The sequence below is a fragment of the Hanstruepera marina genome, from assembly GCF_019880635.1.
GTDB classification, from domain to species: Bacteria; Bacteroidota; Bacteroidia; order Flavobacteriales; family Flavobacteriaceae; genus Hanstruepera; species Hanstruepera marina.
The window spans coordinates 92,770-109,744 of the sequence record NZ_JAINVX010000004.1 but is presented as its reverse complement, the minus strand read 5'-3'; the positions used below and the strand labels follow the sequence as shown (position 1 = coordinate 109,744).

General features: G+C 32.6%; 14 protein-coding genes. 11 read left to right on the top strand and 3 right to left on the bottom strand.

Annotation, left to right across the window (positions count from 1 at the left end):
* Positions 1–18: 18 nt before the first annotated feature.
* A complete protein-coding gene (locus K7G76_RS11305; RefSeq protein WP_223034331.1) occupies positions 19–315 on the top strand; it encodes a hypothetical protein in 297 nt (98 codons plus the stop codon).
* 60 nt (positions 316–375) lie between these two features.
* Complete coding sequence (locus K7G76_RS11300; RefSeq protein ID WP_223034330.1) at positions 376–1,863, top strand: S10 family peptidase; 1,488 nt, start codon at positions 376–378, stop codon at positions 1,861–1,863.
* 56 nt (positions 1,864–1,919) lie between these two features.
* Here the strand turns inward: K7G76_RS11300 and K7G76_RS11295 are convergent, their stop codons facing one another.
* Positions 1,920–3,815: a M61 family metallopeptidase gene (locus K7G76_RS11295; RefSeq protein ID WP_223034329.1), complete on the bottom strand. Its 1,896-nt coding sequence runs from the start codon at positions 3,813–3,815 to the stop codon at positions 1,920–1,922.
* A gap of 78 nt (positions 3,816–3,893) precedes the next feature.
* Here K7G76_RS11295 and K7G76_RS11290 point away from each other — a divergent pair, with 78 nt between their 5' ends.
* From K7G76_RS11290 to K7G76_RS11250, 9 genes are all read left to right on the top strand, one after another.
* The gene (locus tag K7G76_RS11290; RefSeq protein ID WP_255573003.1) at positions 3,894–4,925 is read left to right on the top strand and encodes a glycosyltransferase family 2 protein; all 1,032 of its coding nucleotides are present in this window, start codon (positions 3,894–3,896) and stop codon (positions 4,923–4,925) included.
* Between the two features lie 69 nt (positions 4,926–4,994).
* Positions 4,995–6,920 (top strand): BatA domain-containing protein, encoded by a 1,926-nt coding sequence (locus tag K7G76_RS11285; protein WP_223034328.1) that lies wholly within the window; start codon positions 4,995–4,997, stop codon positions 6,918–6,920.
* Positions 6,917–8,170, top strand: a complete 1,254-nt coding sequence (locus K7G76_RS11280; RefSeq protein WP_223034327.1) for a dihydroorotase — start codon at positions 6,917–6,919, stop codon at positions 8,168–8,170. The genes K7G76_RS11285 and K7G76_RS11280 overlap by 4 nt, the downstream gene beginning before the upstream one ends.
* A gap of 4 nt (positions 8,171–8,174) precedes the next feature.
* Complete coding sequence (locus tag K7G76_RS11275; protein ID WP_223034326.1) at positions 8,175–8,507, top strand: DUF4870 domain-containing protein; 333 nt, start codon at positions 8,175–8,177, stop codon at positions 8,505–8,507.
* A complete protein-coding gene (locus K7G76_RS11270) occupies positions 8,507–9,154 on the top strand; it encodes an alpha/beta hydrolase (RefSeq protein ID WP_223034325.1) in 648 nt (215 codons plus the stop codon). Before K7G76_RS11275 ends, K7G76_RS11270 begins: the two co-directional genes overlap by 1 nt.
* A gap of 93 nt (positions 9,155–9,247) precedes the next feature.
* Positions 9,248–9,976, top strand: a complete 729-nt coding sequence (locus K7G76_RS11265) for a hypothetical protein (RefSeq protein ID WP_223034324.1) — start codon at positions 9,248–9,250, stop codon at positions 9,974–9,976.
* A 13-nt stretch (positions 9,977–9,989) separates the two neighbouring features.
* Entirely contained in the window at positions 9,990–12,728 is a 2,739-nt protein-coding gene (locus K7G76_RS11260) for a carboxypeptidase-like regulatory domain-containing protein (protein WP_223034323.1), read from the top strand.
* Between the two features lie 53 nt (positions 12,729–12,781).
* A complete protein-coding gene (locus K7G76_RS11255) occupies positions 12,782–13,948 on the top strand; it encodes a DUF4249 domain-containing protein (protein WP_223034322.1) in 1,167 nt (388 codons plus the stop codon).
* Between the two features lie 2 nt (positions 13,949–13,950).
* Positions 13,951–15,669, top strand: a complete 1,719-nt coding sequence (locus tag K7G76_RS11250; protein WP_223034321.1) for a hypothetical protein — start codon at positions 13,951–13,953, stop codon at positions 15,667–15,669.
* Here the strand turns inward: K7G76_RS11250 and K7G76_RS11245 are convergent.
* Both K7G76_RS11245 and K7G76_RS11240 read right to left on the bottom strand, forming a co-directional pair.
* Positions 15,662–16,165, bottom strand: a complete 504-nt coding sequence (locus K7G76_RS11245; protein ID WP_255573002.1) for a hydrolase — start codon at positions 16,163–16,165, stop codon at positions 15,662–15,664. The genes K7G76_RS11250 and K7G76_RS11245 overlap by 8 nt on opposite strands.
* Positions 16,165–16,926 carry an MBL fold metallo-hydrolase gene (locus K7G76_RS11240; RefSeq protein ID WP_223034320.1) on the bottom strand — a complete coding sequence of 254 codons (762 nt, stop codon included), beginning with the start codon at positions 16,924–16,926 and terminating at the stop codon, positions 16,165–16,167. The genes K7G76_RS11245 and K7G76_RS11240 overlap by 1 nt, the downstream gene beginning before the upstream one ends.
* Positions 16,927–16,975: the final 49 nt, after the last annotated feature.

The following is a 16,975-nucleotide window of genomic DNA, read 5'->3' as shown; positions in this document are numbered from 1 at the left end:
TATCTAACCTACTTATTCATGAAGCATTCTTTTAGAATTAAAAGAAAAGTATTAAAAGCTGTATTTAAAAACGAACTTGGGTTTAATAGTCTAACCATTCAGAACAAAAACGATGTTTACAACTCAATAATTACCATTCTTAATTTTATTGAGCTTGAATCCAACTTAAAACCTACCTATTGTACTTATAATCTTATTAATGATTATGTTACATTTCAGCTTGAACTATTGCCAGGACATGAAAAAAAAGTATTTTTCAAATCAATTAAAAAATTTGAGGAAGTAATAACTCAACAAGAACAACCTGTTAAGTAATTTTAATAGTTGTATTCCATTATTCTTCATTATATTTATAATAAATCAATTCATAATATAATGAAACACCTTACACTATTATTTTTGCTTTTTTATTCCGGACTAAATTTAGCTCAAAACATACAAATCCCGTTAGACACCACAGTCATTACTAAACATAACACCACAGTTAAAGGTGTCAGTTTTTCATATACAGCCGAAACTGGTACACAACCTATTTGGGATGTAGATGGCAATCCTATGGCCACATTGTTTTATACCTATTACACCCGTGATAATATAAAAGACAGAAAAAACAGACCCATTATTTTTTCATTTAATGGTGGACCTGGTTCTGCTTCGGTTTGGATGCATATTGCCTATACAGGACCACAGATATTGAATATTGATGATGAAGGCTATCCAGTGCAGCCTTATGGTGTTAAACAGAATAACCATTCCATTATTGATGTAGCCGATATAGTTTTTATTAATCCCGTAAATACAGGATATTCTAGAATGGTAAAAAATAAAGATGGCGAATATCCAGATAGAAAACAGTTTTTTGGAATTAACGAAGACATCCGTTATTTGGCTGATTGGATGAACACCTTTGTTAGTAGACACGACCGTTGGAAATCACCAAAATATATTATTGGTGAGAGTTATGGAGGCACGCGTGTTATGGGGCTTGCAAAAGCGTTACAAGACAACCAATGGATGTACTTAAATGGTGTTATTATGGTTTCACCAGCTGATTATAATATTTACAGTACTGGACAACCTATTTATTCTGCCTTAAACCTGCCTTATTTTACTGCAGCAGCTTGGTATCACAATATGTTGGATGCCAACTTACTGAGCCAAGATTTAAATGATGTTTTACCAAGTGCTGAAAACTTTGCCATCAATACGTTAATGCCAGCTCTTGCAAAAGGAAGCTCAATTACTCAAAACGAACGAGAACAAGTGGCCGAGCAGATGGCTATGTATTCAGGCATATCAAAAAAAGTTATACTACAACATAACTTAAATGTCCCTACACCATATTTTTGGAAAGAACTATTACGCGACAAAACGGGTCAAACTATTGGTAGATTGGACTCACGCTACCTAGGAATTGACAAGATTGAAGCTGGATCGAGTCCGGATTATAATGCTGAATTAAGTTCTTGGCTACATTCGTTTACACCCGCCATAAACTATTATATACGTGAGCATCTTAATTTTAAAACCGATATTAAGTACAATATGTTTGGAGATGTTCACCCATGGAACAGGCAAAACAATACAGTACGAGAGGATTTACGTCAAGCCATGGCTGAAAACCCTTATTTACATGTAATGACCCAATCTGGATATTATGATGGTGCGACAACTTATTTTGCAGCTAAATACTCTTTATCGCAAATAGACCCAAGTGGTAAAATGAAAGATCGTCTGTCCTTTAAAGGCTATAGAAGTGGACATATGATGTACTTGCGCAAGGAAGATTTAATTCAAGCCAATGAGGACTTAAGAACATTTATTAAAAATTCTTTACCCAACGGAAAATCTGCAAAGTATTAAAATAAAAAAGCCTGACAGATTAGTCAGGCTTTTTTTATTAATCTAGTTTTATTTGTTTATCCTTTTAACCAAGCTTCACGCAACGCTTTTTGCTCTGGAGAAGCATCAGCTTTTGGCATCAACCCTTTTCCTGTAGTATAAGATTGTGTAAGTGTTGTTTTAATTACAATTTCTTCACCATCTCTATCTAAAACCACTTCAACATCTGTTCCTGGTTTCCACATGAAAACTTTTTGAAATATCTCATTAGCTGTTTGCATGGTTACTTTTGTGCCATCAATAGATTTGATAACATCGTTAGGTTTTACACCTTGCTCGTTCCAAAAACTATTATCGGTTACAGCATTATTAAAATAAATAACACCTCTACCTTGATCTGGAGCTACAATTAAACCTCCTCCAGCTTGAATATAGTTTGTTGTAACTCTACCTTCAGTAATTTCAAGACCTACTTTATTAAAAAATTCATTGTAGTCAATTGGTGTATCACCAATAACATGTGTATCAAAAAATCCTCTTAAAGACGGATAGGTCATGGCCACTATTTCATCAATGATTTTGTCATCTTCAAATGGTTTGTTTTTACCATATTTCATTGACAATTCTTTCATTAATGATAAAACACCACGATTACCATTACTCCCTTCACGAATTAAAATATCGATACACATACCAATTAATGCACCTTTTTGGTACACATTGTAATATTGACTGGCGTAAGGCTCATCCAACACGTTTTCGCTCATTTCAGTAAAACTCATGGAATCGTTCATACCATTTGCAGTTCCTATTTTACCCATGATGGTATTATAAAACTCGTCTTCAGTAACCAAGCCTTGATCTACTTGAAATAAAGTTGCAAAATATTCGGTTACACCTTCGTACATCCATAAATGTTTTGAGAATGTTGGTGCATTATAATCGAAATAATGAACATCTTCAGAGTGTACACTTAAAGGCGTTACGATATGGAAAAACTCATGAGACACTACATCGACCATACTTTTGTCCAATGCAGCTGCAGGTATAGCTTCAGGCATTACCACAACCGTTGACGTATGGTGCTCTAAAGCACCGAACCCTTTTGGTGATTTAGCAGTTCCTTCAGATAAATACACATATATATCATAACGAGGTGTACTGTTAATGTCGCCCAAATAGGTTTTTTGAGCTTGCATCATGGTTTCCATGGCATTTCGCATAGATGTAGCGGAATGTGTTCCATTAGGTGAATACACACTCAATACAATTTTGATATCACCAACCTGAAATTCTTCAACATCTAAATTCCCATACATCATTGGGTTATCTGTAATGTCAAAATAGCGTGGCGCAAAATAACTTGTGGTCATAGATTTACCATCAGCACTTGTAGTAGATTTTACTGTTTCTAAAGCTGATGTACGCTTAAAAGTCACATCGGCAGTCACATCTAATTTATATTGACTATTCTTTAATGAATCAAAATAACCAATAAAACCATGTAAGTTCAATACATAATTATCTGGTTCAATATTAGTTCCTGCAGGAGAAAAAGGTTGCTCACCACCTATACCACCTGTAGACTCAATATCAAAGGTGTCATTTACATAATACGTAATGTAGTCCAATTCTTTAGCGTTACTTATAGTCCACGTGTTGGTGTCTTCTTTTGTTACCGATAATTCGTTTCCGCTGTAATCAAACGCCTTAAAATCATCTACATATTTTCCAAAATCACTTACAGAATACGTTCCTTGCACTACTTTAGGCAATCTATAGGTAACGGTTTCAACAGTAAAACGTCCTGGATTAATTGTTACTGGTGCTTTATCGTCGGTAACTTTGGTTAAATCTATTGATGTTTCAATGGCAGTACTTGTAGCTAAATCGTTAGAAGTAGCCGATTTGTTAGAGGAACCGCAGGCTACCAATAGCAGGCTCAAACTAAAAATGGTAAATATTTTTTTCATGTTAATTAATTTATGTCTTTTAAGTTGACGCCCAAATGTACAATGTGTTACAATTTTAAACCTTAACTTTTTGTTAAAATGAGTATTTGCTATATTCGCTCTGTGCAAAGCGAACTTATTAGCATACTAACCCCGTTTAAAAACACTGCAGGTTTCTTATCAGAATGTATTGAATCTATTCAGAATCAATCGTATAAAAATTGGGAGTTACTCATTATTGATGATGCTTCAACCGACAATAGTTTTAGCATTGTTAGTGCGTACTCAAAATCTGATCACAGAATAAAACTCTATCGTAATCCTGGACATGGTATAATTGACGCCCTACGATTCGCTTTTAGCAAGAGTGATGGTACGTATATTACACGTATGGATAGCGATGATATTATGGCTCCTAATAAATTGGAAATACTTATAAATAATCTAATGAGCCATGGTGAAAAGCATGTTGCAGTTGGGTTAGTGAAATATTTTAGCAAACAAGGCATAAGTAATGGCTACTATAAGTATGAAAAATGGCTCAATACATTAACACGCCAAGGTGTAAATTATTCCGAAATATATAAAGAATGTGTCATTCCTTCACCGTGTTGGATGGTTCATAGAACAGACTTAATTGCTTGTGATGCTTTTAATCCTGATCGTTACCCTGAAGATTACGATTTGACCTTTAGGTTTTACCAACATCATTTAACATGTATCCCTTGTAATGAGTTATTGCACTATTGGCGCGATTATAGTTCAAGAACATCCAGAACACATGAGCATTATGCCCAAAATTACTTTTTGGATATTAAACTGCATTATTTTTTAAATTTAGATTTTGATAACGGTAGACCGCTTACAGTTTGGGGAGCAGGTTACAAAGGAAAAACCATTGCAAAAAAATTGGTTGACAGTAATATTCCGTTTTATTGGATTTGTGACAATCCCAAAAAAATAGGCAAAGACATATATGGTCAAACACTTAAATCCTTTGAGTTTTTAAACGAATTGAGTAAACCACAAAGTATTGTAACTGTTGCCAATTCTAAAGCACAAAAAGAAATAAAGGCATATTTTAGTATTCAGGGTATGCAATCCATGCAGGATTATTTTTTCTTTTGTTAGTTTTTAATTTGTTGTTAAAAGATTTTCTATTTCAGAGTAAACACTATTTTTGTATTAAACAAACTAGGAATGCAATTTAAACATCCCGAAATTCTTTACGCCATTTTCATCCTAGTCATTCCTATTATAATTCATTTATTCCAGTTAAGGCGCTTTAGAAAACAAGCGTTTACCAATGTAGCTTTCCTAAAAAAAGTTACACTACAAACCCGAAAAAGCTCACAAATAAAAAAATGGTTAACGCTCCTTACCAGATTATTGTTATTAGCCTGTATTGTTATAGCATTTGCCCAACCGTATTTTTCGCAAAAAAATGTACAGAACACCAAACCTGAAAATATAATTTATTTAGACAATTCTTTTAGCATGCAAGCTAAAGGAGAAAAAGGGACTTTATTAAATCGAGCCATTCAGGAAATAATAGAAAATCTGGACGAAACTGAAGAGTTTACGCTAATTACTAACGATAAAACATTTAAAAACACAAATCTGAAAGCCATACAGAATGAATTGTTACAATTGTCCTATTCATCAAATCAATTACCATATGAGGCTGCATTACTGAAAGGCAATAAACTATTTAGTAAAGACGGCAGTAGATTAAAAAATTTCGTTTTTATTTCAGATTTTCAATTAAAGGATAATGATTTTCCAATTAATGTGGATAGTTTATTCAACATAAAGCTAGCTCATTTAAAACCTGTCAACTCTTCCAACGCAAGTATTGACAGTGTATTTATTGCAAATTACACCAATAATAACACCGTTTTAAAAGCCGTTATAAACAGTAATACACCCAACAGCAATACTTTACCTGTTTCCTTATATGATGGTGAAAACTTATTGGCTAAAACTGCTGTAGAACTCGTTGATGGTGCTGCAACGGCAGAATTTACCATAACTAATCCTTTACTATCCAATGGGTTGATTAGTATTGACGATAATGGCCTACAATTTGACAACACGTTTTACTTTAATATTAATAAGCCCTCAAAAATCAATACACTAGTAATATCGCAAGAAGATGCTTCATTTTTAAGTAAAATTTATAACGATAATGAATTTGAACATACCGAAACCACTTTAGCACAATTAAACTATAGTGATATTGATAAGCAAAATCTCATAGTTTTAAATGAGTTGAGTAATATTCCCAATTCCTTATCAAATTCCTTAAAAGTATTTGAGGAAAAAGGCGGACTTGTTATTGTTATACCCTCACTAGATGCTGAAGTAGAATCCTATGCTTCATTTCTAAATCATTATGGCATTAATTTCATGCCTTTATTAAATTCAGAAAAGCATGTTACCAAAATTAACTTTTCGCATCCTATTTTTGACAATGTTTTTGATAAGCAAGTATCTAATTTTCAATATCCAAAAGTTAACAGTTATCATATAGTTAACACCAATACAAGTAACCAAGCCCTTTCATTTGAGGATAACAGAGCTTTTTTATTACAAGCGCAGCGTGTATTTGTGTTTTCTGCTGCTTTAAATTCAGAAAATTCAAACTTCAAGCAATCGCCTCTTATAGTTCCAACATTTTATAATATAGCCCAACAAAGCTTACAAATGCCTAAACTGTACTACACAATTGGAAATCCCAACAGCTTTGACATAGCTACCACCTTGCAACAAGATGCTGTATTGAGTTTGAAAAAAGGCGATTTAAACCTTATACCACAGCAGCAATATTTTAACAATAAAGTATCTGTTTTCACCCATGAAGTGCCTGATGAAGCAGGTGTTTACAGTGTAATTGATAAAGATACCGTTATTGAAAACGTTAGCTATAATTATAACCGTGAAGAAAGTAATTTAACGTATCAAGATATTTCAAACTTTAATCAGGCTTCAATAAGCAATTCGGTTGCCAAAGTATTTACAACCATAAAAAGTGAGTCGAAAATTAATGAGCTATGGAAATGGTTTATTATTTTTGCACTAGCTTTTTTAATTATTGAAATGCTCATCTTAAAATATTTTAAATGAACGTACTTATAAAATCTGCCACAATAATTGATTCCAAAAGTGATTTCCATAATCAAACCGCAGATATTTTAATTGAAAAAGGCGTTATCACCAAGATTTCAAAACGCATAAACAACACCAACAACTACAAAGAAATTTCAAACAAAAACCTTCATGTTTCCCAAGGTTGGTTTGACAGTAGCGTTAGTTTTGGTGAGCCTGGTTACGAAGAACGTGAAACACTTAAAAACGGTTTAAGAACAGCTGCTTGTTCTGGTTTTACAAGTGTTTGTATTAATACCAATACCAATCCCGTAATCGATTCGCAGGCAGATATATTGTTTATACAATCTAAATCTCAAAAACATGCTGTATCAGTTTTTCCTTATGGCGCAGTAACAGAGCAATCCAAAGGCGAGCATTTAGCCGAGTTGTATGATATGCATGTAGCAGGAGCTATTGGTTTTTATGATTATAAAAAGCCAATTGAGAATCCAAACCTCATGAAAATTGCGTTGCAGTACGCTGCCAATTTTGATGGCTTAGTATGTTCGTTTCCTCAAGAACCTAAAATTGCCGGTACTGGTGTGATGAACGAAAATGTTATGAGTACTTCTCTAGGATTAAAAGGAAATCCTGCTTTAGCTGAAGAACTACAAATAGCGAGGGATTTATTTTTGTTGGAGTATACTGGCGGAAAATTACATGTTCAAACGATTTCTACTGCAAGGTCTGTAGATTTAATTCGAGAAGCTAAAACGAAAAAACTGGATGTCACTTGTAGTGTAGCTATTCATAATTTAATTTTTACGGATAATGAATTACGCACATTTGATACCCAATTTAAAGTAAACCCGCCTTTACGAACACAAGAGGATATTGATGCCTTAATTGCAGGTTTAAAAGATGGCACCATTGATATGGTCACAAGCGACCACAACCCTATTGATATTGAGCATAAAAAAATTGAATTCGATTATGCCAAAAACGGCACAATAGGTCTAGAATCTGCCTTTGGCGCTTTGCATACTATTTTTTCTACTAAAAAAACAGTAGAACTATTAACTAAAGGAAGTGAACGGTTTGGTATAGAAACGCCAAGTATTTCTATAGGCAACAAAGCCCATTTAACACTTTTTGATCCTGATTGCAGCTATACTTTTTCAAATGAAAATATTGTATCAACATCTAAAAACTCCATTTTTAAAGGCTTCAACTTAAAAGGAAAAGCTTATGGGATTATTTCAAATAACAAATCCGTTTTAAATTAAAACTATGACAGATCAAATTCGTGAAGAAGGAAAAACCATGGCTATCGTAAGCTATTTAACTATAATAGGCGCTGTAATTGCCATAATAATGAATAGTGATATGAAGAATCCATTTGTCGCATTTCACTCCAGACAAGGACTTGGTTTATGCGTTAGTTACATGATTCTTGGCTTTGTGATAAGTGGTTTTAACAACTGGATGATTACCTATGCTTTTTGGATTGTTTTTTTTGTGTTGTTTATCTACGGAATTATTGGAGCTGCTACAAAAAAGGAAAACAGTGTTCCTATTATTGGTGATTTTTTTCAAAAAATCTTTAAAGGAATCGGCCAATAATGAATACTGATTTATACTATATTACTAGACCTTCAAGTTTAAAGGAAAACGCACCATTAATGATTATGTGTCATGGTTATGGGAGTGACGAAAACGACTTGTTTTCGTTTGCATCAGAATTGCCAGAAGAATTGTTTATAATTTCGTTACGTGCGCCTTATTCATTACAGCCCTTTGGAAATGCATGGTATGCCATAAATTTTGATACAAATCAGGGAAAATGGAGTAATGACGAACAAGCTATTGAATCTCGTGATAAAATTGCAGGATTTATTAACTATGCCTGTACAAAATACCCTGTTAATTCTAATAATGTTACGCTATTAGGCTTTAGCCAAGGTACAATATTAAGCTATGCTGTAGCACTAACCTACCCTGAAACAGTGAGTAATATTGTAGCCTTAAGTGGATACATCAACCCAAATATTATACCAGCTGATGTAGTAAGCAAAGACTATTCCTCTCTACATTTTTACTGCTCCCATGGCAGTGTTGATCAAGTGATTCCCGTTGATTGGGCCAGAAAAGCTCCGCAGTTTTTAGAAGCGCTAAACATTAATCATAAATATTCTGAATTTCCAGTAGGACATGGCGTTGCTCCTCAAAATTTTTATGAGTTCAAGAATTGGTTGGCTGATAAAATTTGAGTCTCAATAATACTTTTGAGACAATAATTAACACAATTAAAGGCAGGGCTTTGTAAGAATTTTATTAGTTTTGATACAGACTAATCTTTACCCATGCCTAATAACAAATCTGTCCTAATTGTTTACCTATTCTTGCTAGGCTTATTCCAATTTGGATTTTCTCAATCAAATAATCTTAATTCTGAAAAAGTTTATTATGTCGCTTTCGATTCCATAATAGGTATTGAAAACACTGAACTATACAATGGTAAGCGCTATGTGGATAGGTTTCGCTCTTCAAAAGAAAACCATAGGTTTTATAAAGATTTTACGTTTGTTAATGGTTATGTTGTATATAACAACCAGCCTTATTACAATTTAAATTTAAAGTATGATTTATTTGAAGGTGTTCTGATTACCAAACTAAAAGGTGATAAGAAATTTTTTAATATGGTATTCATTACCAATGATGTTCAAGAATTTAAAATTCATGACTCACGTTTTGTAAATATCAACAACTATATCAATTCTAAAGATTTTACCGGCTTTGCAGAATTACTATATGAAGGCGAACATATTGTTGTTTTAAAAAAGCATGACAAAAAGAAAACAGACAAAATTAAAGAGCAATCTGTTATTTATGAATTTAAACCTATAACTAGCTTTATAGTTACCAATAGAACAACCATTGCTACAATAAAATCAAAAAAAGATTTCAAATCAATTTTTCCAGACAAAATGGAAGCTGTTAATACATTTTACAAGAATAATAAATCATTGAACAAAAGCAACCCAGATTTATTTATTACAAGGCTTTCTGAATTAATCAATAATCTGAATTAGACAAATAAGCAAAATGATTAAGAGGTGTTTTTACATAATTAGCGTTTTGTTTTGTCAATTTTTATACGCACAGACCAACCAATCCATAACCGTAAGTTTTAATGACACACCGCTTAATGAGGCAGTTAGTCAATTAGAACAGATAACCAATTACCCGTTTTTCTTTCAAGATGAATGGCTAAAAGATCAAACCATTACCATAAGTTTTGACAATGCACCATTACAGCAAGTTTTAAAAGGAGTTTTTAAAGAATCATCTATTAACTTCTATATTACTCAAAACCGTGTTATCCTTACAAACAACAGCTATATTTATAACACTCTTCCTGATGATTATTTTAATACGGACAGTAACGTTATAGAAGATAAATCTGCTGTTTTTTACAATGAATATGAAGCAAACAACATAAAAGGAGACGTTGTAACAATTGGCAAACAAAACGAAAATTCTTCACAAGAGTTCTATACAATTACGGGAATAGTTAAAAACGAAAGTACTAACGAACCCATTCAAAATTTGGTTATTTCAACCAATAACAAAGCTAATTATACAACAACCAATAGTGCTGGTTATTTTTCGTTAGAGGTTCCGGCTGGAATAAATGTTATAGAAACCAATCTTTTAGGCTATGAGTCAACTATAAAAAATGTACTTGTTTATGGCAATGGCACATTAAATTTTGAGGTATTAGAAGGTGCAGAGCAGCTGGATGAAGTCCTAATAGAAGCCAAAAAAGACGATAATGTTAAAACTGCAGTAGTTGGTGTAACAACTATAGATGTTGCTGGACTAAAAAACATTCCTGTTGTTTTGGGCGAAAGAGATATATTAAAGATTGCAACTACTATGCCAGGTGTTAAAACAGCTGGTGAAGGTGCTTCGGGTTTTAATGTAAGAGGCGGACGAACCGATCAAAACCTGATATTATTGGATAATGCAGTTATTTACAGCCCTTCTCACTTTTTAGGATTCTTTTCGGCTTTAAACCCTTTTACAACAGGAAGTTTAGATATTTATAAAGCCAGTATTCCGGCTGAATATGGTGGTCGCTTATCATCTGTTTTTGATATTAGAACAAAAGATGGAAATATAAATAAATTTTCAGGTGAAGGCTCTATAGGTCCAGTTACTGCAAACATATCTGTTGAAACTCCCGTGATAAAAGAAAAATCATCAGTTATTGCAGGCTTTAGAGCTACATATTCCGATTGGATATTACGAGCGATAGACGATGAAAATTTAAAAAATAGTGAAGCCTCATTTTACGATGGTATTGTAAAATACAAGCACCGTTTTAATGAAAAGAACACCATTCAAACGTCCTTTTATTATAGTAATGACAAGTTTAGTATAACTTCAGATTCTATTTATAAATACAATAATAGACTGGCCTCATTAAAATGGGACCATTCCTTTAATGAAAAAAACAAAGCAGAGCTAATTTTGGTAAATAGTCAGTATAAGTACAATATTGATTATGAAGCTGATGCCAATAGAAATTTTGATTTTGGTTATAAAATAAACGAAACACAATTAAAATTAAACTTTGATTATTTCCATAGTAAAAAGCATAAGTTTAAGTACGGCATAAGCAGTAAACTCTATAACATCAACCCAGGTACCATTAAACCTACTGATAACAATTCTGATATTGAATACAAATCGCTTGAAAAGGAAAAAGGTTTGGAGTCTGCAATTTATATTGCTGATTTGTTTGAAGTGACCGACAAACTACTACTGGATTTTGGTTTGCGTTATTCCTTTTATGCCTCATTAGGCCCAACAACCGTAAATATTTATGAAGAAGGAAAGCCTAAAAACCCATCAACAATAATAGATCAGGAAACCTATGGCAACAATGCCTTTGCCAAAACTTATGGTGGACCAGAATTCAGATTATCCTTAAGGTACTTTTTAGCTCCCGAATTATCCATAAAAGCCGCTTATAACAAGACTATTCAATATATTCATTTGTTGTCAAACAACACAACCGAATCTCCTATTGACACTTGGAAGCTTTCAGATTTTAATACCAAACCACAAAAGGCCGACCAATTTTCATTAGGGCTCTACAAAAATTTTGATACTGGAAATATTGAAATAAGTTTAGAAGGATATTACAAAAGAATGACCGATATTCTTGATTACAAAGTTGGAGCTGATTTAATTTTAAATGAGTTTTTGGAACAAGAACTACTTCAAGGAGAAGGTAAAGCCTACGGGATTGAGTTTTTATTAAAAAAGAAGAAAGGAAAGTTTAATGGTTGGTTAGGATACAGTTATTCCAGGTCATTTGTAAAGTTAGATAGTAAAATAAATGAAGAAACTGTTAATAATGGTGATTTCTTTCCTGCAAACTACGACAAGCCCCATGATTTCACAACTGTATTAAACTACAAGCTTACCCATCGTTTTAGTTTTTCGGCAAACTTCACTTACCAAACAGGAAGACCCATTACCTACCCTATTGGAAAATATGTTATCGCAAACGAAGAGCAAGTTGTTTATAGTGATAGAAATCAATATAGAATTCCTGATTATTACCGTTTGGATTTAGGTATTAATATTGAAGGCAATCATAAAATAAAAAAATTAGCCCATAGCTTTTGGAATATAAGTGTTTATAATGTTTTGGGAAGAAACAATCCGTATTCCGTATATTTCGTTAATGAAGAAGGGAGAATACAAGCATATCAAACCTCAATTTTTGCAGTTCCAATACCTACCATAACCTATAATTTTAAATTCTAATGTCGCCAAAAATCAAACATATTTCAATTTTTTTATCAGTACTCATGGTAATTATGAGTTGCCGCGAACCTTTTGAGCCAGAATCTATTGAGTTTTTAGATGCATTAGTTATTGAAAGTGTAATTACAAATGAACTAAAAAATCAAGAGGTCAGGTTAACGCGCACATATAAATTAGAAGACAATGAGCCTTTAGTAGAGAATAATGCTGAAGTAACAGTACATGATAGTAACAACAACATTTATGCGTTCACCCAAAATCAAGAAGGAATCTATGTTTCTGATGTAGAATTCCAAGCTGAAGAAGATTTAATTTATCAGTTATTTATAACAACACAAAATGGTAAAACCTATCAATCTTCTGAAGTAACATTAACACCAATATCAGAAATTTCAAATCTATATGCTGAATTAACAACAAAAGATAATGGCGAACAAGGCATATCTATTTTTGTAGATAGTGATAACACTTCAGGTGAAGCCAATTACTTTAAATATGATTATGAAGAAACCTACAAAGTGATTGCTCCCAACCATTTTGATTTTGACATTGAACTAACAAATTTAACCCAAGATGCCAATGGTATTGAATATGATATTGTAGTTACTGAACGCGAACAAGAAGAACGTGTTTGCTATTCAACTGAAAGGTCTGTTGGTATTATACAAACCACTACTAACGAATTGAATAACAATTATGTTTCTAGATTTGAAGTCAATTTTATACCAATTAATGATAGTAAAATACTAGAGCGCTATAGTATTTTAGTTAACCAATACATACAAAGTCTAGAGGCATATACCTATTACAATACCATTGATGAATTAGGTAGCTTAAATAATATTCTATCGCAAACACAGCCAGGTTATGTATTAGGAAACATTCAACCAAGTAGTGAAAGTTCTGAAAAGGTAATAGGTTACTTTGAAGCCGCAACCATTTCCTCTGAACGGATTTATTTCAACTTTACTGATTTTGACATACCACAACCTGATTATTTTTACGAATGTGATTTGTTGACTCTTGACTACAATGATAATTCTGCTCGTGATGGTGATATAAATGAGCGTAACGCATTATACAGACTTATTACCATCAATAATTACAAACTAGCATCAGGTATTGATAATAGCGGAACCATATATGATATTGTAAACCCCGAATGTGGTGATTGCACATCCATTTCATCAAACATAAGACCCGATTTTTGGGAAGACTAAAAATGAGACAGACCTTAATTATACTATACCTTTTAACCTTTTCACTATATGGGTTTAGCCAAATTAGTCCAAAGGAATACAACATTTTAAAACAGTCCATTCCTGAAGAAACCAGCTTGTTAACAACAAATTCCAATGTGTTTTTAGCTGGAGAGTATTTATATTATAAAACCATATTATTTAACAACAAGGATGCGCAATTTAGCAACATTAGCAAAATCACCTATGTTGAACTAGTTGGTGCCAACAACAATCGTGTTTTTAAACATAAACTTAAGGTTAGCAATAGCTTTGCCTTTGGTGACTTTTTTATACCAGGTTCTATAAGAAGCGGGCATTATAAACTTATCTCTTATACTCTGTGGTCTCAAAACAATTTAAAAGATAACTACGCAGAAAAAGATATTTTTATTATCAATCCATTTTTGTCAGATAATAAAAATGTTGATGGAGTTAACAATACTCAAAACATCACTCAAATTAATAAAACTGACTCTATAATTCATCTTGATGAAGTTGCTCAAAATTTTGCTTCCCTTAAATTGAATCAATCAACCTTTGGAAGTCGAGAAAAAGTAAGTCTTCAAATAGCATTAAGTGCGAATACAACTTCAATTAACACCTTGTCTGTCAGAAAAGTAGATTCTATTGCTATTATTAATCCTCCCATTAAAAATGAAATACAATATGAACCTGCAAAACATTACTTACCAGAGCTACGAGGCGAAATCATTTCTGGTTATATAGAATCTCCTAATAATGAACCAGTTAATGATATAGCCGTTTCATTATCGTTTTCAGGAAAAGATGCTATTTATAAAAATGCTGTAACAAATAGCAAAGGTGTGTTTCACTTCATTATAACAGGTAATTATAGCAATAAACCTTTGGCAGTTCAAGTTCAAGATTCAAAAAGAAACGAATACTCAATCACCCTTCAGGATAAAACATTTAATTTTTACAATCAATTTGGGTACTCTGATTTAAAACTCAATAGTGATTTAAAAACTTGGATAGAACAAGAAAGTGTAAATCATCAAATAGAAAATGCCTATTTCGCTGTTAAAGCTGATAGTATAATTCCTAATACAGGAAATAAAGATTTCTATAACTCCATAGAGACAATTTTTAATCTTGACGATTATACCCGATTTAAAACCATTAGGGAAACATTTGTTGAGATCGTCAATACAGCATCACTTACAAAACAGGATTCAATTTTTGTTTTTAATGTGCCAGATTTAGTGAATTTAGATTACAATAGAGATCTTAATCACATAGAGCCTTTAATCTTGGTTGATGGTATTTTAATTCAAGATAATTTAGACATTGTAAACTATAATAATTCTCATATTGAAAGTATTAGTACTGTAACGGGACAGTATGTTTATGGGAATAGCCTTTACAACGGTATTATTTCATTTAAAACTTATAATGGCGATTTTAAAATTGAACAACTCCCTTTTTCTAAACTAGTCGAGTACTCATCACTATTACCTAATAAGCAATACTATCAGCCAAATTATGATAATAATCCTGCATTAGAGCGTATACCAGATTACAGAAAGCAACTATTATGGGTTCCAAATATTAACAGCAATGAAAACACTACCATTAGTTTTTTTACATCTGATAATAAAGGCCTCTATCAAATTGTATTGGAATGTATTCTACCAAGCGGAGAAACACAACAAGTATTTAAATATTTTACGGTTAATTAATTGGGTACAAAAACGACTCTACTAAATTAAACTTTAGCTGTTCGTCATCTGTTAATTCATATTTTAAAAATATTTCACCCCAATATTTACCATCAGAGAAGTTAGCAATAATCCATTTGTGGTTTAATACACGAACCGAATTAATAAGCATCTTCCCTCCTGTCATTGAAGCATAAGGAATCAAAGGATGCTCCTCACCTTTCAGCATGTTAAGTTCGTACAACTCATCGGTAATAAACGGAATTAACTCATCAACACGATAACCACGAGCTTCAAAATAACTCATAGCAGATTCACTTTCAGTAATTGAAAATTCAGATAGCGTTAATACTCTGTCGCGTAAATTGCTTATCGTATCGGCATATTTTTGCATTTTAGCTTCTTTTTTTTCAATTCTAGATTCGTAACTATCCAATATATTTTTAGAGTTTACATATTGAAATATGACTAATAACACTGAAAAAATAAACAAGTACATAAAAATTCTACTCTTCATTATAATGTAATTTGTAAGTTATCGTAGGCTAAATAAACGTTATCAGGAAGCTTTTGTTGCACCTCATCATGAAATCCCAATAAATGACTAATATGCGTTAAATAAGCCTTCTTGGGCTGTAATCGTTCAATAATATCTAAAGCCTCGTTAAGATTAAAATGTGAAATGTGCTCTCCTTCGCGAAGCGCATTTAAAACTAAAACTTGTAGGTTCTGTAATTTGTTAAGTTCATGATCTTCTATAGTCTTCATGTCTGTTAAATAGGCAAAATCACCAAATCTATAACCAAATACTTGAAGTTTATAATGCATACCATTTATAGGCATGACAGGTAGGTTTCCCAATACAAAAGATGCGTTCTTTACTTCATTTTTAACAACACCTGGTGCTCCAGGATATTTATTCTCGGTTTCAAAAATATAGTCAAAGCGTCTCTCTAACTCGCCCAAAACGCGTTTGTGGGCATATATGGGAATATCGCCTTGTCTAAAAAAGAAAGGCCTAATATCATCAATACCAGCGGTATGGTCTGCATGTTCGTGAGTAAAAATTATACCATCAATTTTATGGCAATTAGCACGTAACATTTGCTGCCTGAAATCTGGCCCGCAATCAATTACATACGTATAATTATCCCATTCAATTAAAACAGAAACTCGCAAGCGTTTATCTTTAGGATTAGAACTTAAGCAAACAGGATGTGTGCTTCCAATTACGGGAATTCCCTGTGATGTGCCAGTACCTAAAAATGTTACTTTCAATACTACAAAGTTTGAAACAAAAATAAGCTTATTTTTTTGTTTGACATGG